The organism is Vibrio sagamiensis NBRC 104589 (assembly GCF_007990935.1).
GTDB lineage: Bacteria > Pseudomonadota > Gammaproteobacteria > Enterobacterales > Vibrionaceae > Vibrio > Vibrio sagamiensis.
In genome coordinates, this window is record NZ_BJXJ01000021.1 from 20,430 (window position 1) to 46,265 (window position 25,836).

At 37.5% G+C, this 25,836-nt stretch carries 23 protein-coding genes; 15 read left to right on the forward strand and 8 right to left on the reverse strand.

Annotation, left to right across the window (positions count from 1 at the left end):
* Positions 1–175: 175 nt before the first annotated feature.
* From VSA01S_RS11540 to VSA01S_RS11555, 3 genes are all read right to left on the reverse strand, one after another.
* The gene (locus tag VSA01S_RS11540; RefSeq protein ID WP_039980520.1) at positions 176–910 is read right to left on the reverse strand and encodes a helix-turn-helix domain-containing protein; all 735 of its coding nucleotides are present in this window, start codon (positions 908–910) and stop codon (positions 176–178) included.
* Positions 911–1,379: 469 nt separating this feature from the next.
* The gene (codB, locus tag VSA01S_RS11545; protein ID WP_039980519.1) at positions 1,380–2,627 is read right to left on the reverse strand and encodes a cytosine permease; all 1,248 of its coding nucleotides are present in this window, start codon (positions 2,625–2,627) and stop codon (positions 1,380–1,382) included.
* A gap of 488 nt (positions 2,628–3,115) precedes the next feature.
* A complete protein-coding gene (locus VSA01S_RS11555; RefSeq protein WP_039982347.1) occupies positions 3,116–4,423 on the reverse strand; it encodes an ABC1 kinase family protein in 1,308 nt (435 codons plus the stop codon).
* Positions 4,424–4,582: 159 nt separating this feature from the next.
* On the opposite strand from VSA01S_RS11555, the gene VSA01S_RS11560 reads away from it, so the two are divergent.
* Both VSA01S_RS11560 and VSA01S_RS11565 read left to right on the forward strand, forming a co-directional pair.
* Positions 4,583–5,200 (forward strand): LysE family translocator, encoded by a 618-nt coding sequence (locus tag VSA01S_RS11560; protein WP_039982348.1) that lies wholly within the window; start codon positions 4,583–4,585, stop codon positions 5,198–5,200.
* Positions 5,201–5,349: 149 nt separating this feature from the next.
* Positions 5,350–6,000, forward strand: coding sequence for a YoaK family protein (locus VSA01S_RS11565; RefSeq protein ID WP_039982349.1), 651 nt, complete (start codon positions 5,350–5,352; stop codon positions 5,998–6,000).
* A 75-nt stretch (positions 6,001–6,075) separates the two neighbouring features.
* On the opposite strand, the gene VSA01S_RS11570 is transcribed toward VSA01S_RS11565, so the two are convergent.
* From VSA01S_RS11570 to VSA01S_RS11585, 4 genes are all read right to left on the reverse strand, one after another.
* Entirely contained in the window at positions 6,076–6,285 is a 210-nt protein-coding gene (locus tag VSA01S_RS11570) for a hypothetical protein (protein ID WP_039982350.1), read from the reverse strand.
* A gap of 337 nt (positions 6,286–6,622) precedes the next feature.
* Positions 6,623–8,056 carry a glyceraldehyde-3-phosphate dehydrogenase gene (locus tag VSA01S_RS11575; protein WP_039982351.1) on the reverse strand — a complete coding sequence of 478 codons (1,434 nt, stop codon included), beginning with the start codon at positions 8,054–8,056 and terminating at the stop codon, positions 6,623–6,625.
* A 511-nt stretch (positions 8,057–8,567) separates the two neighbouring features.
* Positions 8,568–9,893, reverse strand: a complete 1,326-nt coding sequence (locus VSA01S_RS11580) for an MATE family efflux transporter (protein ID WP_039982352.1) — start codon at positions 9,891–9,893, stop codon at positions 8,568–8,570.
* Positions 9,894–10,049: 156 nt separating this feature from the next.
* Positions 10,050–10,412: a DUF496 family protein gene (locus tag VSA01S_RS11585; protein WP_258007743.1), complete on the reverse strand. Its 363-nt coding sequence runs from the start codon at positions 10,410–10,412 to the stop codon at positions 10,050–10,052.
* Positions 10,413–10,583: 171 nt separating this feature from the next.
* Here VSA01S_RS11585 and VSA01S_RS11590 point away from each other — a divergent pair, with 171 nt between their 5' ends.
* From VSA01S_RS11590 to luxQ, 5 genes are all read left to right on the forward strand, one after another.
* Positions 10,584–10,787, forward strand: a complete 204-nt coding sequence (locus tag VSA01S_RS11590; RefSeq protein ID WP_039982354.1) for a hypothetical protein — start codon at positions 10,584–10,586, stop codon at positions 10,785–10,787.
* Positions 10,788–10,857: 70 nt separating this feature from the next.
* On the forward strand, positions 10,858–11,514 hold the full coding sequence (locus VSA01S_RS11595; protein ID WP_039982355.1) for a YceH family protein: 657 nt from the start codon (positions 10,858–10,860) through the stop codon (positions 11,512–11,514).
* Positions 11,511–11,822: a GIY-YIG nuclease family protein gene (locus tag VSA01S_RS11600; RefSeq protein WP_039982357.1), complete on the forward strand. Its 312-nt coding sequence runs from the start codon at positions 11,511–11,513 to the stop codon at positions 11,820–11,822. The genes VSA01S_RS11595 and VSA01S_RS11600 overlap by 4 nt, the downstream gene beginning before the upstream one ends.
* Positions 11,823–12,233: 411 nt before the next feature.
* Entirely contained in the window at positions 12,234–13,337 is a 1,104-nt protein-coding gene (locus tag VSA01S_RS11605) for an autoinducer 2-binding periplasmic protein LuxP (RefSeq protein WP_039982358.1), read from the forward strand.
* Positions 13,337–15,919: a quorum-sensing autoinducer 2 sensor kinase/phosphatase LuxQ gene (luxQ, locus tag VSA01S_RS11610; RefSeq protein WP_039982359.1), complete on the forward strand. Its 2,583-nt coding sequence runs from the start codon at positions 13,337–13,339 to the stop codon at positions 15,917–15,919. The genes VSA01S_RS11605 and luxQ overlap by 1 nt, the downstream gene beginning before the upstream one ends.
* A 108-nt stretch (positions 15,920–16,027) precedes the next feature.
* Here the strand turns inward: luxQ and VSA01S_RS20520 are convergent, their stop codons facing one another.
* Positions 16,028–16,258 (reverse strand): hypothetical protein, encoded by a 231-nt coding sequence (locus VSA01S_RS20520; RefSeq protein ID WP_083932295.1) that lies wholly within the window; start codon positions 16,256–16,258, stop codon positions 16,028–16,030.
* A 318-nt stretch (positions 16,259–16,576) separates the two neighbouring features.
* On the opposite strand from VSA01S_RS20520, the gene VSA01S_RS11620 reads away from it, so the two are divergent.
* From VSA01S_RS11620 to phaC, 8 genes are all read left to right on the forward strand, one after another.
* Positions 16,577–17,245 (forward strand): SH3 domain-containing protein, encoded by a 669-nt coding sequence (locus tag VSA01S_RS11620; RefSeq protein WP_039982360.1) that lies wholly within the window; start codon positions 16,577–16,579, stop codon positions 17,243–17,245.
* Between the two features lie 124 nt (positions 17,246–17,369).
* Entirely contained in the window at positions 17,370–17,903 is a 534-nt protein-coding gene (locus VSA01S_RS11625) for a hypothetical protein (RefSeq protein ID WP_147052699.1), read from the forward strand.
* A 321-nt stretch (positions 17,904–18,224) separates the two neighbouring features.
* Entirely contained in the window at positions 18,225–20,054 is a 1,830-nt protein-coding gene (gene secD, locus VSA01S_RS11630) for a protein translocase subunit SecD (protein WP_039982362.1), read from the forward strand.
* Positions 20,055–20,056: 2 nt separating this feature from the next.
* Positions 20,057–20,959, forward strand: a complete 903-nt coding sequence (secF, locus tag VSA01S_RS11635; RefSeq protein ID WP_039982363.1) for a protein translocase subunit SecF — start codon at positions 20,057–20,059, stop codon at positions 20,957–20,959.
* Between the two features lie 620 nt (positions 20,960–21,579).
* Positions 21,580–22,320: an SDR family oxidoreductase gene (locus tag VSA01S_RS11640; RefSeq protein WP_039981904.1), complete on the forward strand. Its 741-nt coding sequence runs from the start codon at positions 21,580–21,582 to the stop codon at positions 22,318–22,320.
* 11 nt (positions 22,321–22,331) lie between these two features.
* Positions 22,332–23,540, forward strand: coding sequence for an acetyl-CoA C-acetyltransferase (locus tag VSA01S_RS11645; RefSeq protein WP_039981919.1), 1,209 nt, complete (start codon positions 22,332–22,334; stop codon positions 23,538–23,540).
* A 38-nt stretch (positions 23,541–23,578) separates the two neighbouring features.
* Positions 23,579–23,926 (forward strand): phasin family protein, encoded by a 348-nt coding sequence (locus VSA01S_RS11650; protein WP_039981905.1) that lies wholly within the window; start codon positions 23,579–23,581, stop codon positions 23,924–23,926.
* A 69-nt stretch (positions 23,927–23,995) separates the two neighbouring features.
* Positions 23,996–25,771 (forward strand): class I poly(R)-hydroxyalkanoic acid synthase, encoded by a 1,776-nt coding sequence (gene phaC, locus VSA01S_RS11655; protein ID WP_039981906.1) that lies wholly within the window; start codon positions 23,996–23,998, stop codon positions 25,769–25,771.
* The last annotated feature ends 65 nt before the right edge of the window (positions 25,772–25,836 follow it).

Below are 25,836 nucleotides of genomic sequence, written 5' to 3' on the forward strand. Positions count from 1 at the left end.
GATAATTTGAGTATATAGATACTATATCCTGTGAAACCAGTCATGGTGATAAAGTCTCTTTGGACGTGACCTTAAGTAACGTATAATGATACTTCATGATGGTAGTGTTAATTATTCGAGTCTAGGTTACTGCTGCAAGTGATTTAGCGTGTTCAATCATTAATTTTTCTAGTTATTAATGTTCCAAATCATCAAAAAGAGGGAAGGTCCAGCGTCGCATGGCCAACACTAGTGAAGTACCATGTTTTTCGTCCATTTCTAAAGTACTATCTTCACGACATGTTTGATAAAATTCACTAATAACTTTTTGTAATCTTTGCTGAATTTTTTTATTGGAAGGTAGGCTCATTAATCCTGTAGCCATCACAAGTTTCTCATCTTCACCACAGAAAGTACTGTGAAAAAAAGCATCTTGGACCTGTTGTTGGAAAAAGTGTTGAATCGGCCCTCCTGGCTGCCATTTAAAAGTAGGAGAAATGCGTAAACGAATTTTGTTATCGGGTAATAACTCAATAATATTTAGCTTGTCGAGAGCTGCTAACTTTTGAACCAATTCTAATTCGTTGTAGGTATATTGTTGAGTGATTTCTTCGAAGAGGTAGCCGTTAATAACGCAAACTGCGACGAGCAAGAGCCCTTTATCATCAACCAAACATTGCTCTTGCTCTATGGTTAAGGTCTCCAAACCTTTGTTATGTTCCGCTGATAGCTTAACTAACTCTATCATATCAAGCCCTATCAACTGGCATATATGTTCTAAGCGCTCTAAGCTGATTTGGCTTCCCTTAGCTAAGAGGCGTTTTACCGAACCCTCACTCAGATTTAAGTGTTGCGCTATATCTACATAGTGTATGTTTGCATGTTTGAGCTGGCGTTTAAGCTCTTTGATTACGATATGGCTGTCAGACATAACATCACTTTTCTTATAATCTTAATACTAATGAAGCAGGTAAGTAACGGGGCGTCAATGTATCTGATTAAGATAGTCTCTTGGGTATGGGGTAGAAGTCATTAAAAAAGAGCCAACAGTAAATTGTTGGCTCTTGATACTTTAGTTTTAATTAGTTTTTAATATTGATTTGACGTTGTTAGTACTGTGTTGAAAGCTTATGCTTGTACTTTAAAGCTCTTTATGGTGATAACTTTAATGTTTATTGTCCTTCTATGCAATTGTTTCTTACTGATTTTGTTAACTTTTTCCATATTATTTGAAAAAGTGTTAGGTGGCGCAGCATTTTTAATAGTGAATAGAGGATATTATTCAATTTTAGGTCTAACCTATTATGTTTGATGATTAAAGTCTGAACAGTTTCAGTAGCGTAAAGAATGGTACTCAATGAGTCTTAAATAGAAGAGCATCGAGTGATTACTGACATTCTTCAAGTTAGTTTAGGGCTTTTCGACAAGTAAAGCTCTTTATTAGATATATAGTCGCAGATCAGATAACTAACGATACTGATTATTAATGTATTAATTGGTACAATCCCAGGCAAAATTAAACCGGATATTACACCAATAAAAAGTGCGATTATGCTTGGCCAATTTATTGGCTGATATTGTTTTTTATGTAAATTATAATATTTTTTTCTCTTAATTAAAAAATCAGAAATAATTATCCCACCGATACTTGGTAAAATATAGGATACGATAGTTATCCAGTCTAAAAAATTCTCATATAGCCAAAGAGAGAGTAAAGTACCAACTAAACCATTTATAACAGATATTGGTTTACTTTTTATTCCAGTTATTGTTGAAAATGCAAGCCCTGATGAATAGAGAGCATGATTATTTGTTGTCCAAATACTTAGTATTAGAATTGTAGTTGCTGGAATAAATATGCCTTGTGATACTACCTTTTCAGAGATGTTATTAAGCCCTCCATTTACATCTCCAAATGCACCAAAAAAAAACATTAAAGAGTTACCGATAAAAAAAGCAAGAAAAGTAATGGTTACGGCACTTCGAGGTGTCTTACTATAACGAGCAAAGTCGGATGTCACTGTTCCAGCGCCAATAAAGGAGCCTATGACCATAGCTATAGCGACTGATAAGTCTATATTTTTATTCGATAATTCGGCATTTAAGGTAAGTGAATTGCCAAAGTGCTCCACGGTATCTACAACAGAATAGCAACCTAAGATAGCGATAGATGGTACAGCAATTGCTGCTAAAAGCATGATTGAATATAAACCAAAATAGACAGTAGAGGTCATGACTAAACCAGAAATAAAAAGTAAAGTATTAAGATCTATGTCAGTAGCTTTGTGAATGAGGACTGCAAATATAGCAATACCAATGCCGAACCAACCTATTTGAATAAGGCCAATAATAACAGATGGTAACCAAAAACCTTTACTTCCGAATGAGTGTCGAGCGAGCATATAAGTAGAAAGACCTGTATAAGATCCTATATAACTAAGACAAGCAGCATAAAAACCAAGAAGTATGTTCCCAATTAAAACAGATAGAAAAAAATTGACATTAGTCATGGAGGAAAATAGTGCATTACCTGCCCATATACTGGCTGAAAAGAAAGTAAGTCCAAGCATAATCATCGTTAATGTGAATACCCCTTTTTTTTCAGAATGAGGTACTGACTCAAAACTATAGTTATTATCTTTAGCCATGGTTAACTCCAATTATAATGACATTAATATAGCTTACGCCACAATATTAAATTATTATGTTTGTATGAAATATATAGTCAATCTTTTTATTTGGATTATTTTATTAATATTAAATTTTCTTACAGTCAAATGAACAATTGATTGATTTGTATTTATGAATTGGAAGGAGGGGTTTCTGGAAAAAGAGGTATTACTGACATTATTGTAGAATAAAAAAAGCCAACTGCACAAAGCAATTGGCATATATAACCGTGAACAATAAGTATTCACTAACAACGTCAGTTGGCTAGGTGACCCTTGGCTTAAAAGGGCCACTCCTTTAAATAAGCATATTACGTGCCAACTTTTGTCTTTAATCAATGTGCCATTCCACGCGTTTTGCGCTGCAATAGGTGTCAATTTTTCGCAAAATGGAATTGCAAAGTGCAAAAAAAGAGTAAAATGCTAGTGACTTTGTTAACTTTTATTACTATTGGCATTTTTGATGATTAAAAGAAGAGTTCAATTAATTCACGCACATTCACTCTTGCTCCTATTCTAGCTGCGAGAAGATACATCCCTGCAATTTTTCTATGTAAAAACAAGGCATCTGCTGGTGGGGTGTGCCAATAATCTTTTTCCATACTCAGCATCGCACTCGCATCACGTAATTTGTGTGCTAATTCACTTTTGCCAAAATCATAAGGTGAGTTAACCCTCATAGGCTCACATGCAAGCTTAACTAATTCGAGAACAGCTTGACGCTGTTCAGGCAAGATTTTTTGACTGAAAAAACCAATGCTTTCCAAGGCAATGTTTAATTCTTGTTCGTTGTTATTAATCACGGCTGAAAAGGCTTTAAGGTACCCTAAACTGACAATATCACTATATTCACGTGTTGCTCCGAAGTCTAACAGACCAATTTGACGAGTCTCTTGATTAAATACGTAGTTAGCAAAATTAGGGTCAGTTTGAATGATTTTGAACTCGAAAAGTTCACGAAACATCAAATGCATCAAATTTCGCATTATGAAGTCACGAGTCTCTTGATTAAATTGTGTAGCCTCTTCTATAGCGATCCCTTCGGTAAATGACATCGTCAGTACAGATTCACTACAGCTTCGTGGATAGGTTTTTGGTACTTTAAATTGTGGGTAAGGGTTGAGTAATTCGCGATAACGTTGAATGTATTCTGCTTCACGCACGTAGTCAGCTTCATAATGAAGTTGAATTTTTGCTTCCTCGAGGAGTAACTTAATATCAACTGACTCTGGGATTAACCCAACCATTTTGAGCAGTAACCCAACGTTATTAATGTCACTATTAATACTTTTCTTTATTCCCGGATATTGTACTTTTACTGCTAATTTATCCCCAATCTCACTATAAGCTTGATGAACTTGGCCAATAGAAGCACTGGCAATAGGTTTAAAGTTAAATGATAAAAACTCGGATTTCCAGTGGCTACCTAATGCTTTTTCTAAAGTTTCACTGAGTTGTTTAGCAGGCATTGGATCGGCGTTAGAGCGAAGTCGAGAAAGAAGGATAGCCAGTTCAGGTACGAGTAAGTCTCCGGAATCCATTGATAACATCTGTCCTAGCTTCATAGCTGCCCCTCGTAAATGAGCCAACTGCTCGGTCAAACGTGTAATGTTTTGTGGTGTCAATAATAAATCTCTTGCTTTGGGCTTGTTACCTTGAACAATTTGTTTGGTCCCTTCAGCAAGCATATTGCCAGCAACACGAGTGGCTAAAGAAGCAATTTTCCCTAATCTTAGGGCTTGATTTGTTGGTAGGTTTCTTTCTTTTGATCGCATAAATGACTCTCTTTCTATAAAGCTTATTCCCCATTATGAGTAACTTGACTGCTTGATCGAACATGATCTATCGGTAACCTTATACGTTTGAAATGCGTATTTGGATACAAATGAAAATAATAGTAAATTAATGACTTGCTCTACTTGAGGTTAACTTAAATGATTTTTTCTGACTTAATATCACTGTTTATTATCTGCTTGCTAGGAGCAATGTCTCCTGGACCGAGCTTAGCGATTGTTGCTAAACATGCGTTATCTGGCGGCCGAATTCATGGTTTGGCAACAGCATGGGCGCATGCATTGGGGATCGCTATGTATGCTGGTTTGACATTGCTTGGTTTAGCAATAGTGCTTCGCCAGAGCCCTATTATATTTAAAACGATTACGATTCTCGGTGCTTTATATTTGATTTATTTAGGTATCAATGCTTTACGCTCCAAAGGTGGGATATCTGAAAAATTAGAGTCAACTCAAGCAACATCTGTCATGAAAGCTGCGCGGCAAGGGTTCTTTATGGCTATCTTAAGCCCTAAGATCGCCATATTCTTCACCGCCTTATTTAGTCAATTTATTTCTTTAGATAGTCCAATCGGCGTTAAAGTTACCATCGTCTCCTTGCCATTTCTTATCGATGGTTTGTGGTACACATTTGTCACTATGGTTTTATCCGATATACGTGTCGTTGATAAAATCCGTTCCAAAGCTGTTTTGATCGACAAATTGACAGGTGTGATCCTAGTTTTACTTGCAGTACGAGTGATCGTAATGAATATGTAGTTTTGTTTATTTTACGAACGTAAATCGGCAAGAGCAGAATTACTGTACTATCCTGATATACAATAAATTTTTTATATTAACTGTCTTTGCTTTTAGTACGCTGTTGTGAGATAGAATATTGAATATGGATTGTGAGGAAAAGGACGCTCATGGATAAAAAAAAACTCTTATCGTTTATGCCGTTTTTCCTACTCTTTATTGCAGGAACAGTTGATGTTATTGGTTTTTTACACTTACAAAATGGCTTGTTCGTTTCGTTTATGAGTGGAAATACGACTCATGTTGGTATTTTACTAAATGAGCCAATTGACTCGAGAGTTTGGTATTATGCTGGAGTGATTTGTCTATTTATTCTCGGGGCTTTATTTGGTGAGGTGATTGCTTTGAGTGCTGCGCCTTATTATCGATGTATTATTATGCTTTTCGTTGTTTTGCTTCTGTCATTCACGGTCTTAATTACTCATATTACTCCTCCCATCGTGACAAATTTATTACTAAGCTTTGCTATGGGAATTCAAAATATTGCCCTTCGAGTTACGATAAAACAAGCCATACCACTAACATTTGCAACGGGCTTCTTGGTCAACACTGGGCGTTCGTTAGCACTATTGATTATGAGAAAGAGTGAAAGTAGTGATTTAAAGCATTCATTTTTATTGTGGGCTTCTATATTTTTAGGAGGTGTTACAGGGGCTAAAGCGATGTCTATGCCATTGGATTTTGCTTTGATGCTACCTATTATTTTATCTACTGTTTCTGTGTTTATGCTTTATTGGACACATGAAATACCCGATGTGTAAATCAGTAAGTGCTACCTCAAAGTCACTCCTAAAATGCTACACCTCAACGGCTGGATTAAGGTGTAGCGAAAAACTTTAGCGATGAACTTCTTCGTACTCACCTTCTATCGCCTCATTTTTACTTGTATCAAATTCATAAGTCTCTTGCACATCTTTGATTTTTTTTTCGATACGCTTACCAGTGATGATAGCAGCAATTGCAACTGGGATAGCAATGAGCAGGCTAAATGTTAACGTTAATAGACCCGTTATGGTAGCTAATGCAATAACGATAATTCGATTCATAATTATGCCCTCTTGTAGACTATTGTCCTCAACTCTCGTCAAGTCGTCATTATTAAACGAGTTTGCTGAGCTTATGGAATTACTCTACATTATTGAATATGAACAGAGCATGAATGTAATGTCATTCAGTTTAATTGAGGTACATTACTCACTCATTGCTAAAAGGTATGTTTAAAACAGTATTTTTTCATGGGTAATATTGAATAGAAAAGCCCGATATTTGTATCGGGCAAAAATGAGTTTGTTTTATTGATGGTGTTTTTAATATTATAATTTAAGCAAATGCATCAGCGATGCTGATTACCGCATAGCGTTAACATTGTGGAGCAAAGTTGAATTACTTAGGAAAAGTTTGGTAACGAACCCCCATCATTTGTTCCATGCAGTGTACTACTTGGCAACTGTAGCCAAATTCATTGTCGTACCATATATATAGTACACAGCGTTTGTCTTGAGCAATCGTTGCCTGGCCATCAACTACGCCAGCATGACGTGATCCAACTAAATCACTTGATACGATCTCGGTAGAATCTGTGTAATCAATTTGTGCTGATAAGTTTGAATTAAGAGCTATTTCTTTGAGGTATTCATTTAGCGACTCTCGCTCTACTGTACTACCAAGATTTAGATTAGCAACCGCCATTGATACGTTGGGTGTCGGAACTCTAATCGAATTACCTGTGAGCTTTCCTGCAAGTTCTGGTAGCGCTTTAGCGACGGCTTTTGCTGCACCTGTCGAGGTCAATACCATATTCAGTGATGCGCTTCGGCCTCTACGATCTCCTGAATGAAAATTATCAATCAAGTTTTGGTCATTTGTATATGAATGAACAGTCTCAATATGACCTGACAAGACTTGGTATTTATCATGTAATGCTTTTAAGACCGGAGTAATGGCATTAGTGGTACAGCTGGCGGCTGAAATGATAGTGTCTTCATCATTGATAACGGATTCATTGACACCAAAAACAACATTTTTAATATCCCCTTTGCCAGGTGCAGTTAAAAGTACTTTTTCCGCGCCTTTACAGGTTAAGTGCTGACTCAGGCCTTCTGTATTGCGCCAAACGCCAGTATTGTCTACGATTAATGCGTTATTGATACCATAAACTGAGTAATCGACATCACTTGGGTTGTTGGCATATATGATTTGGATATAGTTGCCATTAATAATTAATGCCTTGCGACTCTCGTCGACTACAATACTGCCGTTGAATTGACCGTGGACAGAATCTCTACGGAGCAGGCTTGCTCTTTTTTCTAAGTCCCCTTTTTGACCACCACGAACTACTATTGCCTTCAGGCACAAAGGATAGCCTGGCCCGCTTTTTTCAACAAGTAAACGAGTGAGAAGTCGACCAATACGTCCAAACCCGTAGAGCACTACGTTTCTAGAAAGCATTGGGGATGCTTCATCACGAGCACCAATCAACGCGGTTTGTAAGAAATCATTTAATCCTGATGTGTCTTCGTGATTATTCCAATACATTTCGGCCATCTGTCCGATATCAATTCGGCAAGATGCAACATCTATCTCGCACAATGCTTTGATGATTGGCATGGTCTGTTCTAATGGCAATGGATAACCAGTATAGCGCTTGGCTATACGGTGAGTCTTAAGTATATCGATAGTCGTAGCGTTAATCAGTGTTTTACCAAATAGTATGATTTCGATACCTTTCTCTCGATATAATTTGCCAATTAAAGGGGAAATAGACTCCGCAATCGTTTGGCTTGTTTGCCAGTCTTGGTGATATTTCTCTGGACTCATTGATTTTGACCTTTCACGTTTATTGTAGGCTGACCTTGCTTTGCGACGCTACCTTGAAAGTAGGGCTACAACATTAGTCTTTAAGTGTCATTTAGGAATTGACTTATATTTTTCGGGCGGATTGTAGTGTGAGTCCCCTTATTCTGCTAGGAAAATAAAGGTCCCCTAAAATCGATAAGTTAGATGTTTTTATTGGGCTATATCTCTTATAGATAACCGTGATAATGCAAGTCTATGCTGTTTTTAAGTAACTTATTTTTCAAGAGAAATATTTATTTTTAGAATTAATGTTGTCAAAAAGGCATAATTTTTTGAGGAAAGTGTGATCAGAAATTATTTTTTCTCAAAGAAGAAACAAAGATAACTCTTTGTAAAACGACGTACTATATTTCATTTTTTCTATGCGGTTAAGAGAGTTCTGAGGATTTTATGAGGTCGGTGAAATTTTGCGTTAAGTCACATTTCATATGCCCAAGTGTCTTGAAGAGACTTGGGCATGTCTTTTTAAGTATTATGCGTCAATCAACTTTGTAATGGTTCTGCGGTAGATAAAGTAAGCAGTAAGTCCGGCAAGTAAATTACCGATACATGCACCAATCAGTAAGCCTTTCATTTCACTCGTTAAAGCACCGACCCAAAGGCATGGTAAAAAGAACACAAATAGTCGTAATGCAGATATAGTCAGTGCGTTGTAGGGGCGACAGAGAGCATTACATACAGATACCATAAGCATGCAGACTCCGAGAGAACCTAAACTGATAGGAACAATCATCAAGTGAATTTCTAAGATTTGTTCTACTTTTAAGTCTGCAGTCATTAACAGTGATAGTGGTGTTGCTAGAAAAAATGTGATGACAGCAATAAGCAATTGGAAACCTAAAATAAATTTTACCGCAATCAATACTAAAGTATGAATATCAACATAATTTTTAGCACCTAATAGACGCCCAATCATAGGAGGCATCGACATGGTTAATGCTAAGACAGAGACAATTGCAAAAAACTCATAGCGAGAACCAAGGGCCCAAGAAGCGACAGCTGCAGTGCCAAAACCAGCGATTAATTTCGTGGCAAGCATAGATGAAAGAGGCGGTAATAATTGGCTTACCATTGCAGGCCCCATTATATTACCAATTGTTTTGATACTATTCATAATGTTGAGATTATGCCACTGAAAGTTGCACCAATGCTTTTTTTGTACACGGGGGGCAACGATCAAAATACCAATCCCAAAAGCAACAACAGTAGCGATTGCTGCGCCATTTATACCCAAATCAAAAGTAAAGATAAATAAAGGGTCAAGCAGCATATTAATTAAACTGGTTAACATCATCATACTACCAGGTAGCATTGTATTTCCGTTGGCACGACAAATGCTGTAATAGAAATATAAAACGGCACCGACCCAAGCACTAAGTAACCACCAAGGCCAATAGCTATCAATGATTGGCATTATGGTCTCTGGCGCACCCAACAAAGATAGGATGATGTCTCTCAATAACCAGAGTATTAAGCCAAATACAGCCACGCCGATTGAACCAATAACAAGTACAAGTCCTGCTAGTTGATTAGCGTAATGACGTTCGTTTGCGCCTAGTGCTTTGGCAATAACTGCTGTTGTGGCGATACCTAATCCAACTTGTATGCCAATAATGATCATTTGCAGCGGGAGAGTGAATCCCTGAGTCGCTAAAGGGTTTACGCCAAGTTGTCCAATAAAGGCACTATCGACCAATTGAAAACTCAACAAAGAAAGGCCGCCGAACAACATTGGCCATGTCATACTAAATAACTGCTTGGCTAAAACCGAAGGCGAGGTTGGTTGGGCTGAAGACATAATTATATTGCTAGTTCTAAAAATAAGAGTTCATTGTACACACAGACCTGCTCTGTGACAAAGTATCCTCTCTTTTTGAACCATTAACCCAAATAAACAGTACAGCCCCCGATTAAAAATATTTTATTCGAGGGCTTTAGGGTTGGAATGCTTTAGTTATTTTTTGCCAGTTACTTGTTTATCTTCTTCTGTTAGTTCACGAATACGGCGGCTGATATCACGTCGTGCTTTCGAGAGTTCAGCACTTTTGATAATGTGATCATCGACACGGTCTTCGTAATCAGCTTTCATATTTTTGATAATGACTAGAATTTCATCGTGTGTCATTTCTGGTTTGATGTAATCAAGTAGATTTTCAAGTAGGTCTACACGTTTACGATTATCACGAACTTTTTTCTCATTATCAAGTAGTTCACGTTTCAGTTTGTTCTTACGGCGAGCTTGGTTCACGATTTCAAATACGCTACTCATGGTTCTTTTCCTAAATTGACAACTTCTGGACTGATTAAAGCACAACATCTCATGCCATAACAGTATTTAGATCAAAGGGTACAAAAGATTGGTTATTTATTCATCGATTGTGGTTGTATGTAGGGAACAACTTTACCTTATCAGTGTATTTGAAGCGTTGTCATTATCAGACCTTCGCTATATTATCAATATTACGCCAGATAACGAATGAAGTATGAGATGAATTCTGGAAAATTAAATGAACAAATAAAGTATCTGGTTGACGATCAGAAGGAAGTATCAATGGTTGAAAAGCTTAAAGCTGCTTACATTACCGCAAGGGAACAGCTTGAACTTACTGAAGTTGAACTTAACCGCTCTAAAGTGGTGGTCATCGATGAAAATGGCCACATGACAAAGGTGACGATTTTACTTGAGCATTAGATTTCAGCTGTTATAAAAATGTCTTAAGCAACATGACTTGTTGATTTTAACATAATCAAGGAACTTTATGATGAAAATTGAACTGACAGTAACCGAAGCAAGGATCATTGGCTGTTTAATAGAAAAAGAAGTAACGACACCAGATCAGTACCCACTTAGCCTTAATGCCTTAACAAATGCTTGTAATCAAAAAAGTAATCGTGAACCTGTCATGAGTTTATCTGAAGCTGAGGTATTAGATGCAGTTAATGCGCTTATAGAACGCCGATTAGTCAGTGATGAAAGTGGATTTAATAGTCGAGTAAGTAAATACCAGCACCGTTTTTGCAATACTGAATTTGGAGATATTAAGCTTTCTAATCAAGAGAAAGGAATTGTATGCTGTATGTTGTTGCGAGGTGCTCAAACACCGGGCGAGATTCGCACTCGTACGACTCGCTTAACATTGTTTAAAGATGTCGGTGAAGTCGAGAGTATTTTAGATCAACTAGCAAATGAAGAAAGAGGTACTTACGTTGTGAAGCTTCCTCGTGAGGCTGGAAAACGAGAATCTCGTTACATGCACTTATTTTGTGGTCCTGTGGATATACAGAAGCTAGCGAGTCTGTCTCCACAGACTCAATCAGCTAATGGTTCAGAACGAATGAATCAGTTAGAAGAAGAAGTTTTAGCGCTGCGCAAAGAAGTGGAAGTTTTAAAAGAACAGGTCAACGCCTTACTTTTATGAGTTATACCATTGAAGCCCGCTGGTATACATATTTAATACGCAATAAAAGTAACGCCTTGTATTGCGGCGTGACGAATGACTTAACTCGCCGCTTTCGTATGCACCAAGAAGGTAAAGGCGCCAAGGCACTTAAAGGTAAAGGACCGCTTCAGTTAGAATGGTCATGTGCTTTTGACAATAAAAGTACTGCAATGAAGGTTGAATATTTCATCAAGCAGCTAAGCAAGCAAAAAAAAGAGCAGTTAGTTTGTAATGAGGCAGTTATCCACATTGATCAAAATGGACGAATAATACACTCAATCTTATGAGTACATTTGGTTCTTTTTGTTGGATAAGACACCTTAAAGTTACTTGGTAACCATCCCAAAGCGGCTATTATTTCTAATTGTTAGATTAGTCAATTCATTCACTTAATTTTGTTAATCAGATAGAGGAATTGCCTTTTTTTTTCCATTGTGTGTCTATTTGACTGTTTTTTCATAATGAGCTAGGTATCATGTCGGGCAATTTGCTTAAGTAAATAGAATGTTCTTTATTTAAGTCAAATAGAGAGGATGATTTAGTTCATATATTATTTCAAATATTTGATGTTTGACGGGAGTCTAATTCTTCTAGCCATTCATCCAATAGGTGGAAATGATTGTGAGTAGAGTAAAGGATGACTTGGCTAGGTATTCGATTAGAGCCAAAGGCTCAATAATAATGATAAAGAGCAACAGATGAAAAAAGCATTACTGTCCTCCATATTCTCTCTAGCAGGATTTTTTGTTTCTCCTGTTTCACAATCTTCACAAGTTCTTAACGGTTATTGGGCATATCAAGACTACCTCAACGAATTCCCTGAACAAAAAACATTAACTCATGCTTTATCTGAAGTGGTTCGTAAGGCTCCAACCCCTTTAATAGGTAGTAAAGATAAATCCATTAAGATATCCGTTGTTTATCCGGGGCAGCAGGTTTCTGATTATTGGGTAAGAAATATTGCAGCATTTGAAAAGCGTTTGGATAAGCTTAATATTAACTATCAGTTAAGTCAGGTTTTTACACGGCCAAACTCGGATGTGAAGCAGCAAAGTTTGTCATTAATGGAGGCGTTAGAGAGTAAATCTGATTACTTGATTTTTACTTTAGATACCACAAGGCATCGTAAGTTTATTGAACATGTCCTAGATTCAACTGACACTAAGCTTATACTGCAAAATATAACAACACCTGTTCGAGAATGGTATAAACATCAACCTTTTTTATACATTGGTTTTGATCATGCACAAGGAAGTAGAAAATTGGCTGAAAAGCTAGGTGAACGTTTTCCAAAGAACACCCCTTACAGTGTGTTGTATTTCTCTGAAGGGTATATTAGTGATGTCAGAGGAGATACTTTTATTCGTCAGGTTAACAAAGAGAATAAGTTTCACCTTAAATCCGCTTACTACACGAAAGCAACGAAAGAGTCTGGGTATGAATCGGCAAAGGCAAGTTTAATTCAATACCCAAATGTTGATTTCATTTATGCTTGTTCAACAGATGTTGCTCTAGGGGCAGTTGAGGCATTGAAAGAGCTTGGGCGTAAAGACGTGTTGATCAATGGCTGGGGAGGTGGCTCTGCAGAGTTAGATGCTATTCAAAAAGGTGACCTTGATATTACTGTTATGCGTATGAATGATGATACTGGTATTGCTATGGCTGAAGCGATTAAATGGGATTTAGAAGGAAAACCTGTCCCTACGGTTTATTCTGGAGACTTTGAAGTTGTGACAAAAGAAGACTCACCTCAAAGAATCGAAGAACTTAAAAAACGGGCATTTAGGTATTCAGATCATTGATGGTAGTAAAGCAACAGACAAAAAGGCGTCGCTCTCTAGCGACGCTTATCACGAAAATTATCATCTTGGTTCTTGCCCCAATTATTTTGGGTATTTTTATCCAAAGCTATTACTTTTCCAAGCAAATCATTTGGCATGAGGTCGATAGAACAAAGCAACAGACTTCAGCATTGATTCACAATATCTATAATAGCCACTTCTCAGCGATTCAAATACATCATGACAGTAACTCTAAAAGCAAAGTAATTCGTGATTTTTACGACAATCGAGATGAAGAGATACTGAATTATTACTTTCTTGGTTTGGATCAAAGTGACCCATCACATACACCAGAATTCCGTTTTTTAACTGATCATCGCGAAATAATATGGGATGACGGCAATTCAAGTTTTTATGGGGTTGATGACGAAAAATTAAAGAGCTTAGTTGATAGAGTTGCCTTCAGTAATAATTGGTATTACGTCACTATTTCCTCAAATATTGGGCCTAAACATATATTAATTCGACGAGTTCCTGTTATTTCTCCTACTGCCGGCCAGGTGTTAGGTTTTTCTTTTAATGCCGTAGTTTTAGATAACAACTTCGTTATGATGGAGAAGCTAAGAAGAGAGAGCAATGTCGATAACGTTGTCTTAGTTGAAAATGATGTTCCCTATGCAAATTCATTGTCTAGTGATGAGCCTTATGATGTCTACGAAGTAATAGAAAGGAAAAATACCCAACAAAAATTGGATAAATTGTTGGTCATAGAGACACCAATTGAATTGAACTCAGTAGCAACATCTTTGCGTCTATTAACAGTACAAGATAATCAAAGCGTTGTCACACTTCAAATTCAACATCTTTTAGCCATGCTTTCATCGATTATTGGCATGATTATGATTGCTTTAATGACTAAGGAATGGATAGAAAGTAAAGTGTCAGGTCAGTTAGATTCACTGATGTCTTACACACGTTCCGCGAGGGAAGAAACAGGTTTTGAGCGTTTTGAAGGATCAGATATCGTTGAGTTTGATCATATCGGGTCGACACTTGAAAATACTTTTGAAGAACTTGAAGCGCAGAAAAAGTCATTTCGAGATCTCTTCAACTTCGCACTTTCTCCAATCATGGTATGGTCAGAAGCTGGGATACTAATCCAAATGAACCCAGCAGCACGAAAAGCTCTCGTATTGGAAGAGGGGCAGCCTTCTTTATTAGAAAATTTCAAAGAAATGTTAACCCCTCACCTTAAAATGGCTTCTCAAGGAGCAACATTGACAGGGGTTAATGTTCCTATTGGGAATAAAATTTACCGTTGGAACTTATCACCGATCAGAGTGGATGGGATGATAAGTGGTATTATTGTGCAAGGGCAAGATATCACCACACTTATTGAAGCCGAAAAGCAAAGTAACATTGCGAGAAAAGAAGCAGAGCAGTCAGCACAAGCTCGAGCAGATTTTTTAGCTAAGATGAGTCATGAGATACGTACACCAATTAATGGAATACTTGGTGTGGCTCAATTACTACAAGACTCCACTAATGATATGGAACAAAAAAATCAAATTGATGTTCTTAGACATAGCGGTGAACATTTGTTATCAGTGCTTAATGATATCTTGGACTTCTCAAAAATTGAGCAAGGGAAGTTTAACATCCATAAACATCCATTTTCTTTTACCGATACCATTCGAACATTGGAAAATATTTATGGACCTATTTGTAAGAGTAAACAGGTAGAGCTGATCATAGATAATAAACTTGATCCCAACGTGGAAATATTTACCGATCAAGTAAGGTTAAATCAAATATTATTCAACTTGGTCAGTAATGCAGTTAAATTTACGCCAAAAGGCAGGATTTATATCCATGCGCATCTCGAGCATTGTAATCTTTCTAATAACAGTATCTTAGTGGTTGAAATTACTGATACAGGTATAGGGATCGATGCAAATAAGATTGATCAGATGTTCGATCCTTTTGTTCAAGAAGAAGCAACGACGACTCGTGAATACGGTGGCAGTGGGCTTGGTTTGACGATTGTAAAAAATCTAGTAGAAATGTTAGAGGGTGATGTACAAGTCAAAAGTTCTAAAGGGGAAGGAACCACTTTTGTTGTGAGCTTACCCGTTAAAGATTACGAGCGAATTCAAAGAACAATGAGCGTTAGTCAACGGGTCAAGCCAGAGCAATTATTTAATAGAAGCTTAAAAATACTTCTGGTTGAAGACAATCATACAAATGCTTTTATCCTACAAGCATTTTGCAAGAAATATAAAATGCGAGTTGAATGGGTCAAAGATGGTCTAGAGGCAATAGGTTACTTAATAAATCAGCGCTATGACTTGATTTTAATGGATAACCAATTACCTCACTTGGGGGGGATTGAAACCACCCGAGAGATTCGTCAAGAGTTAGGGTTAATCACACCTATCTATGCCTGTACAGCAGATACAGCGAAGGAAACCAATGATGCATTTATCGCTGCTGGTGCTAACTATGTAATATTGAAACCGATCAAAGAAAATGCATTTCATGAAGCATTTGTTGACTTCAAACAGCGTTTTTTTGAAGAAATACCACCAGAAAAGGTGAATTAATATCCCCAAAATACTGAGTCAGCGACACATGTTTAAGAGATTGAATGGGAAAAATATAAGAAAAAACGGAGCTGTTTGACGGGCTCCGTTACAATTTTACTTTAGTATTTACTGATGCTTATATCTTGATATTTCACAATTACCAGTTTGTCTATCCACTTTGAAGGAGAACGCGGATGAGTGGTATTCCATTCCATCGCTCCATATTGTCTCACCAAAAATCTTACAAAGGTCCAAATCACTGATTGAACCAAACTCTTTAACGTGTCTAAATACTGACAAAAACTTGGCTTGGGTAGTATTAGTACAGTCCATGTTACTTAATTGATTGATAACCATATGTGAGTATCATCTCCAGCCATAAATGACGTTATACAAAATGTATTGATGGCTAAACTAACCAAAAATTGACCATAAGTAAAGATATTTTTGTGAGCTGTATCTCTTTACATAAGGAATGTTGCACAATTATTGCTCATTAATATTCTTTGAGTAAAAGAATGGTTTTTATTTGTTTTTTTTTGTGTTATTGGAAAGTAGAAGCGGATGGTTTATATAGTGATTGGTTAAAGACGAATTCAAATACCTTATATATTCCAATAAAGTTGTTACTTTTACACTGTATAGGTAGTAAAGCTCTAATAAAAAGGAAAAGTGATGAAGAAAGTGCTTCTAGCGCTCACGGCGACCTTGTTGTTAATTAGTGGAGGCTACTATTTTTTATTTGTTGAGCACGTTGATCTACAAGAAAACTTAAAGGTTACTCAAGCAGCGGCAGAAACCTCAACTGATGACAAGAATATAGAACCAATAATGACTCTAGAGGAGCCTTTGAAGAAAGTTATTGATTATTATGTTGTCAGTTCAAAAGCCAATGTGTATAGCCAAGCAGATAAGCAATCATTGATTGTAAGAGCACTTTATAAAGGGGAAAAAGTATCCGTTTTGGAATCCAAGGGTGAGTGGCTGCGCTTGTCTGACTTTATCGTTCTCCGAGAAGGTGAAAAGCCAACATCAGAGTGGATAGAAGCAAATGCACTTTCAGATGTGCCACTTCATTTAAACCAGCAAGAAAAGCTTAGTATTCTTGATGGTTATTTAAAAAAATCTGATAACTTTTCTGATTACAAAGATTTGTTTCGTGATAAGACTCAACAACTTCTTGATAATGGTACCTGTGTACCTGAAGACTTTGAAGAGCTAGGAGGGTGGGTTAGGTCGATCACTTATAAAAAATACAATGTATATTTCATTTATTGTGGGGGGTTATCTCAAAGTAATAAACTTTATCTTAATGTTGATACAAAAGAAATATTCCGGCGATGATATCGTCAAGGGTGTTGTGGAACAAGGTATTTAGGTGATACGTGTGCATATTTCTATTGAGAAAAATAAATAATAGGCATACTATCCACATGGTTGCTACCTCACTTATCTTGATTTGAGTTTTATGATGCGTGTAAAGTTCAGAACCGTCTTTTTCTTGATTCTTTCAATGATGCTAATGTCATTGATATCAGGATCTTTACAAGCAAAAAATGAGTCTAGATGCCTTTGTCAGTGTAATCATTCCGAAAAATTTAGCGACTTCGATCAGTCTGATGACTCATGTGAAGGCCTGTTTTCTTTAAAGAAGGCCTACAATACTAATACATTGGTTGCTGATTCTGATGCGTTCTTTAAAGAAGGTGATGTATCTGAACCAATTTCACAAGATAATGCTTATCGTAATGCCCCTGCTATTGTTAATTTGTCACGATGGCAGTTAACTCAACGGCAAGGTGTTCCTTACAAGATCAGTCTTGAGTCATTTAAGCCTTCTTCAGATAATAGTAGTGTTATCAATCTTCTCAGTCAAAAAAATGACGTTTATTGGCGTTCTCTTCAAACTATTTCCTATACTTATAAAAGTGATCATAGAGTATCTGGTTGGAAAGATACCAACGCTCTTTATGTCGCTCTTAATGGACATTTCTTCTTATAAACCTTTCGTTAGCGTTCAGTCGTTTGAGGTAATCTAGATTAGTATCTTTTCATTAAATGTACTTCACATGTTAGTAATGACATTTCGTGATAAATCTTCTTTTGATCTTCAAGCCGAATGATATGTCTAAAGGTATCCCCCAGGTCGTATTATGATGCTATTTATCAATTTTGATTCGATAATCAGCTCATTTTTCTTTTAGTGAGCTGCTCTAATGAACTCGATTTTTTCTTATTGAAAATCAATAGTATGACTGTGTGTAAAAAGCATTGAGGGGCATTTTAATTTTAACTCCACATGAAGTGGAGAAGTGATACTTATATGAAGAAACAAACTCCAAAACACGCAGCTAAGAATATATTGAATCATTATTCTACATGGAAATATGTCGTTTTGATCGTAACGATTATGATCTTAACATTGAGTGCTTTACCCACATGGTATGGTGAACAGCCTTCTATTCAGATAACTCAAGATAAAGAATCGGATCAATTACTATCTATTTTTAAGCTGAAGAACCTACTTATAGAAAAGGATATTAATCCTTCTCAGATTTATGAGAGAGATGAAAAATTAACCGTAGTTTTTACAGACGAGGATACTCAGAGTAAAGCTAGAGAAATATTAAACGATTATTTAGCTAACAAAGAAAATCTCTCATTTTCGTATGTCTCTGTCGCACCTCAATGGTTGAGTAAACTTGGTTTTAACCCGATAAAGCTAGGTCTCGATTTAAGAGGCGGTGTTCAATTTCTATTGAATGTCGATGTTGATAAAGCTTTGGAAGAACAACGAAATGCGTTAGTTGATGAAATTAAATCCCACCTGCGTGAATTACGAATTCGAGATGTTCAAGTGCGTACAGAAAGCAGCACAATCATTGCAAGAGGGCGTAATTCAAACAGTTTTCAACCGGTAAGAACACTTATTCAACAAAACTATCCAGGATGGATTGTTACTTCAGTGGACGCTGGAATAAAAGTACAACCGAGTGAGCTCTATGTTCAAGAGTTTCAAACAAGCACACTGCAACAAAATTTAAAAATTATGCGTGGTCGCATAGAAGAGCTTGGCATCACCGAAGCACTCGTTCAGCGGCAAGGGAAGGAAAGTATTCGTATTGAGCTTCCGGGAGTACAAGACCCGGGTCAAGCAAAAAATGTCATTGGTGCTACAGCAAGTCTTGCTTTCTATGAAGTCAAATCAGAACCAAGTCGTCAAGGTAACTTGGTATTAAAAGATACTGCCGGGCAAAATGTGATTCTTAATAAGCGACCAGTGCTTGCTGGAGAGCATATCGTTAATGCTCGTGCAGGTGTTGGCGATATGGGGATGCCTGAAGTCAATATCTCACTGGATCAAGCGGGCGGGAAAAAAATGAGCGACTTTTCCGCTGACCATATCGGTAAACCTATGGCCACTGTATACCGTGAATACACCACGAATCCTCGGGGAGTCACTCAACGGACAGAGCGTGTCATTAGTGTTGCAACCATTCAATCTCAACTTGGAAGTCAATTCCGTATCACTGGTGTTGGTAGCATGCAAGAAGCTCAACAACTTGCACTTTTGCTTCGTGCTGGCTCACTAACGGCTCCTGTAACGATTGTTGAAGAGCGTACGATCGGAGCTTCTTTGGGGGCTGAAAATATTGAGAATGGTTTTGCAGCACTTGGCCTTGGCTTAGGGATGACTCTTTTATTTATGGCAATGTGGTATCGACGCTTAGGTTGGGTTGCTAACGCCGCATTATGTGCCAACATGCTTTGTTTATTGGGACTTATCGCATTGATTCCAGGCGCTGTTTTGACTCTGCCAGGCATTGCAGGTTTAGTCCTCACTGTGGGCATGGCGGTAGATACCAATGTGATCATTTTCGAGCGCATTAAAGACAAAATGCGAGAGGGCCGTAGTTTTGCTCAGGCCATAGAAAAAGGCTTTGACAGCGCATTAGCGACTATTTTGGATGCAAACATTACCACCATGATTACCGCTCTCATCTTGTATGCGATCGGTAATGGGCCAATACAGGGCTTTGCATTGACTTTGGGGCTTGGACTCTTAACCAGTATTTTTACCGGCGTGTTCGCTTCACGTGCAATGATCAACTTAATTTGGGGTCGTGATGGCCGCCGTGATGTAAGGGTTTAATAGTGATTACATTTCTAAAAAATAATATTCGTAAGATACGTTACCTTACGACTTTGATTTCGATTTTGTTAACCGTGGCTTCATTACTTGCACTCAGCCTAAAAGGACTTAATTTCGGTCTTGATTTTACCGGAGGTATCGTGAGTGAAATTAAGGTTGATAAGCATCTGACTCGTGAAGATCTATTGGAGCAAATTCAGCCCAATTTGGGTGGCACGGCTTCTGTTATAAAAGCGGGAGAGGAAGGGCGCTGGATTATCCGCTATTCAGCACCAGATGACTCGAAGTCTTTGCCAAGTGTTGCTGAGATCTTAACACCGATTTCGAGCCAAGTATCAGTTATTAGTAACAGTATTGTTGGGGCTCAGGTAGGTCAGGACTTATACGAACAAGGAGGCCTTGCCTTGTTGGTTGCGATTTTATCGATTCTGGGCTACCTCTGTGTTCGATTTGAGTGGCGGTTAGCAAGTGGAGCTTTATGTGCACTAGCACACGATATTATTTTGGTGTTTGGATTTTTCGCTTTCACGCAGCTGGAGTTTAACTTAACGGTCTTCGCTGCCATTTTGGCTATTTTAGGTTACTCACTCAATGACTCGATCATTATTGCAGACCGAATACGAGAATTATTGAAAACAAAGCAAAACTGGTTAACCGAAAAAATAAACGATGAAGCCGTTCTGGCGACTTTCTCAAGGACGATGGTAACTTCTGGAACTACGTTGATTACAGTAAGTGCTCTTTGGATGATGGGAGGCAGCGCATTAGCAGGCTTCTCTATAGCAATGTTTATTGGAGTCGTATCTGGAACATGGTCATCTATATCTATAGGTACTGTATTACCTGAATGGTTAAAGTTAGAAACAAAACATTATCAAGATCTAGAAGTTGACATAAACCCTTAAAGTTTAATTTATTAGTACCCAGGTATTTTAAGTTACTTGGGTATATTAAATTAAATTTAATAATAAATTTTGTGATTTTTGTAATTTGTTTTTATAAAAGTAAAGAATGATTATCTACTGATAGAAATTAACAACTTAGAAGGTGTTTAATATTCAACTGTTATATTCACTTTATTAATTTATAAATTTCTTGGTTAAAATGATAAAAATACGCTCTCATCTTATGATTTTTTAATCATTAATTATGATAGTGATGGTATTATTTAAAACATGGGATTTCATATCTTTGATGTGATCTGAATTTACATATTGACTTACAGTGACTTGTTTTTTTAAGTTGCTGTAAATTAAACTTTTTTTTGTTGTTTGAAGGTTAAATTTCAAATTAAACATATATTTACGTTTCACTCCTTTATTTACAATATTTCATTCTATATGTGATTGCGATCAATTTTATCAAAAGTAATGTTTTTTTTAATTGAAATGTAATATCACTAGGTTAATTTAACCCTAAATACGACCGTGAAGGTTGTTTTATAAGTTTATAAGCCTTTAGGTAAATAATAATACTTAAAGGTTAAGTATACTTTTTATAATGCTGTTAAGAATGGAGTCTTTGAATGAAAAAACTCGCTTTGGTCACTGGATCGAAAGGTGGGATCGGTTCTGCAATAACCTCTCAATTAGTTAAAGATGGTTACCTTGTTATTGCAACCTATTCGACAGGCAAATATGAGAGTGCGTTAGAGTGGTTTAATGAAAAAGGTTATGAACAAGGACAAGTCCATCTTCTTGAACTAGATGTAACCAATACTGTTGAGTGTACTGAAAAGCTATCACGAATACTCCGAGAAGAAGGAGCCATTGACGTTGTCGTTAATAATGCAGGTATCACTCGTGATGGTGTATTCAAGAAGATGACATTTGAGGCATGGAGTGACGTGATTAATACCAATCTGACTAGCTTATTCAATGTTACCCAACCTATATTCGCAGCAATGTGCGAAAAAGGTGGTGGCAGAATTATTAATATATCGTCTGTCAATGGTCTTAAAGGGCAGTTTGGTCAGGTCAACTACTCAGCAGCCAAAGCCGGAATGATTGGTTTCTCAAAGGCTTTAGCTTACGAAGGAGCGAGGTCTGGTGTGACAGTAAATGTTATTGCACCTGGATACACGGGTACACCAATGGTCGAAAAGATGAAGCCAGAAGTTCTTGAATCGATCACTAATCAGATTCCTATGAGACGTCTTGCAACACCTGAAGAAATTGCAGCATCTGTTAGTTTCTTAGTGAGTGATGCAGGAGCCTATATCACTGGAGAAACGTTGTCGGTGAATGGCGGCTTATACATGAATTAAGAGGCAGTATGATGGAAAAGGTCTTTATTGTATCAGCTAAGCGTACACCAATTGGTGCATTTGGTGGGAGCTTAAAAAGCATATCAGCTGGAGATCTCGCTGCTGTTGCTATCCGAGGAGCGTTAGAAGCTTCATCTGTATCTAGTGCTCAGGTTGATGAGGTTATCGTTGGGAATGTTATTTCAGCTGGACAAGGGATGGGTGTTGGACGCCAAGCAGCATTAGCTGCTGGAATTCCAGATACAGTACCTGCTTACAGCGTCAATATGGTTTGTGGCAGTGGCATGAAAGCGGTGATGGATGCTGTATCTCATATTAAAAGTGGTGATTCATCCATCGTAGTTGCTGCTGGGGTTGAGGTAATGTCACAGATTCCATTTATTGTGCCTAGTACTGTGCGCGACGGTAACAAAATGGGCAATATGGAACTCAAAGATCTTCTGATTTCAGACGGTTTAACTGACGTTTATAACCAATACCATATGGGTGTGACGGCGGAAAATATTGCCAAAGAAGTAGGTTTAACCCGTGAACAGCAAGATGTTTATGCATTAAGTAGTCAGCAGAAAGCTGTTTCGGCTATTGAAGCGGGTAAATTCAAAGATGAAATTGTACCTGTTGAAATTAAACTGCGACGTGAAACGATGGTATTTGATACAGATGAATACCCAAAAGCAAATGCTACTTTAGAAGGTTTGAGCAAACTTCGCCCTGCATTTGATCGTGAAGGCACAGTAACAGCTGGCAATGCATCAGGTATTAACGATGGCTCAAGTGCTATTGTCTTGGCTTCTGAGAGTGCAGTACAAGCTTATGATTTAAAGCCGATTGCAGAAGTAGTCAGCTACGCACAATCAGGTTTGGACCCTAAAATTATGGGACTTGGTCCAGTCGATTCTGTTAATAAAGCACTCAAAAAAGCTGAGCTTCAAATCAGCGACGTCGATGTATATGAACTAAATGAAGCGTTTGCGGCACAGGCATTGGGGGTTATCCATAAATTAGCAGAAACGAACCAAGTACCGGTGAACTCAATTCAAGACAAGGCGAATGTCAATGGTGGTGCTATCGCATTGGGGCATCCGCTCGGTGCGTCAGGAAACCGCATTTTGGTTACGTTAGTTCACGAACTTCAAAAACAAGACAGTCAGTACGGGGTTGCTTCACTATGCGTGGGAGGCGGTATGGGTACGGCTGTGGTTTTAAAAGCAATTAAATAATTATCCAAATAATATTCAATTTTTCTAGGAGAAATACTATGTATACTGATTTTTTTAAAACATTTAGCGAGCAAACTGAAAAAAATTTAGAACCTTACTTTAAGTTTAATAAACTTATTACCAAAAATGTGGAAGTTCTGACAGAGCTCCAGCTTAATGCAGCTCGTACGTACAGTGAAGTTGGTTTAAACCAAATTAAAGCGGTATCTGAGATAAAAGATGTAACTTCATTAGCTTCTTTTAATAGCCAACAGCTTGGCGTACTAACAAAGCTATCTCAGCAAATGATGGATGACAGCAACAAATTGCAAACCATTGCTAAAGAGTTCAAGGAGGACGTTGAACAATTGACTTCGGAAAACCTTAAGACTGTAACTCCAGCGTAATTCTTTCGCTTTCCGCCGCCCTCTTTCTGAGGGCGGCGTTATTTTTCCGAAAAAATAGGAGTAAGATTTATGTTTCAGCACTTCTTTTCGGACTACCTTGTTAAACTTCAAGAAACCAACCAACAATGGTGGCATGATTTCGAATCAAACAAGGCAGCCGTTAACTCTCCTTTAAATAAGGCCATGCAAGAAGTGAACTTTGAAGATTCCGCCAAATTATTTGAGCAGGCTGCTAATCAGCCAGGTGCAATCTTAAAGCTGCAAGCACAATGGTGGGAGCAACAGTTACAAATATGGCAAAATGTTGCTTTAGCTGGTAGCCAGAAACAGGTTATCGAGGCCGAAAAAGGTGATAAGCGTTTTACTAATGAAGCTTGGCAAAATGAAGCTATGTATAATTTTATAAAACAATCCTACTTATTGTTTAGTAAAACGTATTTAGATACTTTAGATTCAATTGAAGGACTTGATGAGAAAACAAAAGAGCGTATTAGCTTTTTCTCTCGTCAAGCGATCAATGCTCTTTCCCCTTCCAACTTCATTGCAACAAATCCTGAGCTATTAAAGCTTACTTTGGATCAAAATGGTGAGAATTTACTGGCGGGCTTAGACAAATTAAAAGAAGATGTTGAGTCAAGCGCTGATATTTTAAAAGTCCGTATGACGAACAACAACGCTTTTCGTTTGGGAGATGATATCGCAACCACTCCGGGTGATGTTGTATATCAAAATGAATTATTTGAACTAATTCAATATCGCCCGTTAACCAAGAAAGTGAATGAGACACCACTCCTGATTGTGCCGCCTTTTATTAATAAATACTATATTTTAGATCTTACAGCGAAGAACTCTATGGTTCGTTGGTTGCTGGAGCAAGGTCATTGTGTGTTTATGATTTCTTGGCGTAACCCAGGTGTATCTCAAGCAAAAGTGGAATTTGGAGATTATGTAACGGACGGTGTTGCAAAAGCTGTAGCAGCGATTGAAGACATCACTGGTCATGAGCAGATCAATGCAGCAGGATATTGTATTGGTGGTACGGTTTTAGCGAGTACTGTGGCTTACTATGCAGCCAAAAGAATGAAAAAGCGCATTAAATCGGCTTCGTTTTTCACTACTTTGCTTGACTTTTCTCAGCCTGGTGAGGTTGGTGCTTACATTAATGATACTGTTATTGGTGCTCTTGAGAAACAAAATGACGCAAAAGGTTATATGGATGGGCGTTCTCTTAGTGTGACGTTCAGTTTATTACGTGAAAATAGTTTGTACTGGAATTATTATGTAGATAATTACCTCAAAGGCAATAGTCCAGTCGACTTTGATCTTCTGTACTGGAATAGTGACAGCACAAATGTGACGGCAGCATGTCATAACTTCTTGTTACGCGAACTCTATCTTGAAAATAAGTTAGTACAAGATAAGGGTGTTAAAATTGGTGGTGTGTGGATTGATTTAAATAAAATTAAGATTCCAAGCTATTTTGTATCTACTAAAGAAGATCATATTGCGCTTTGGCAAGGTACTTACCGAGGGGCATTAAATACAGGCGGTAATAAGACATTTATCTTAGGTGAGTCTGGTCATATTGCTGGAATTGTGAATCACCCATCTCAAAATAAATATGGATATTGGTTAAACGATAATTTAGATGACTCTGCTGATGAGTGGTTTAATAATGCACAGCATAAAGAAGGTTCTTGGTGGGTCCATTGGCATGAATGGTTAATGCAGTTTAATCCAGATGAGCAAGTGGATTTATTCCCTATTGGTTCAGAGCTGAATCCTGTTATTCGTCAAGCTCCTGGTGAATATGCCAAGCAAGTCTTACCAATACAAGAGTCATAATCACATATACCATTAAAATCGTGGCGGCACATCTGTCGCCATTTCTTATAATGGTAGTATCATGC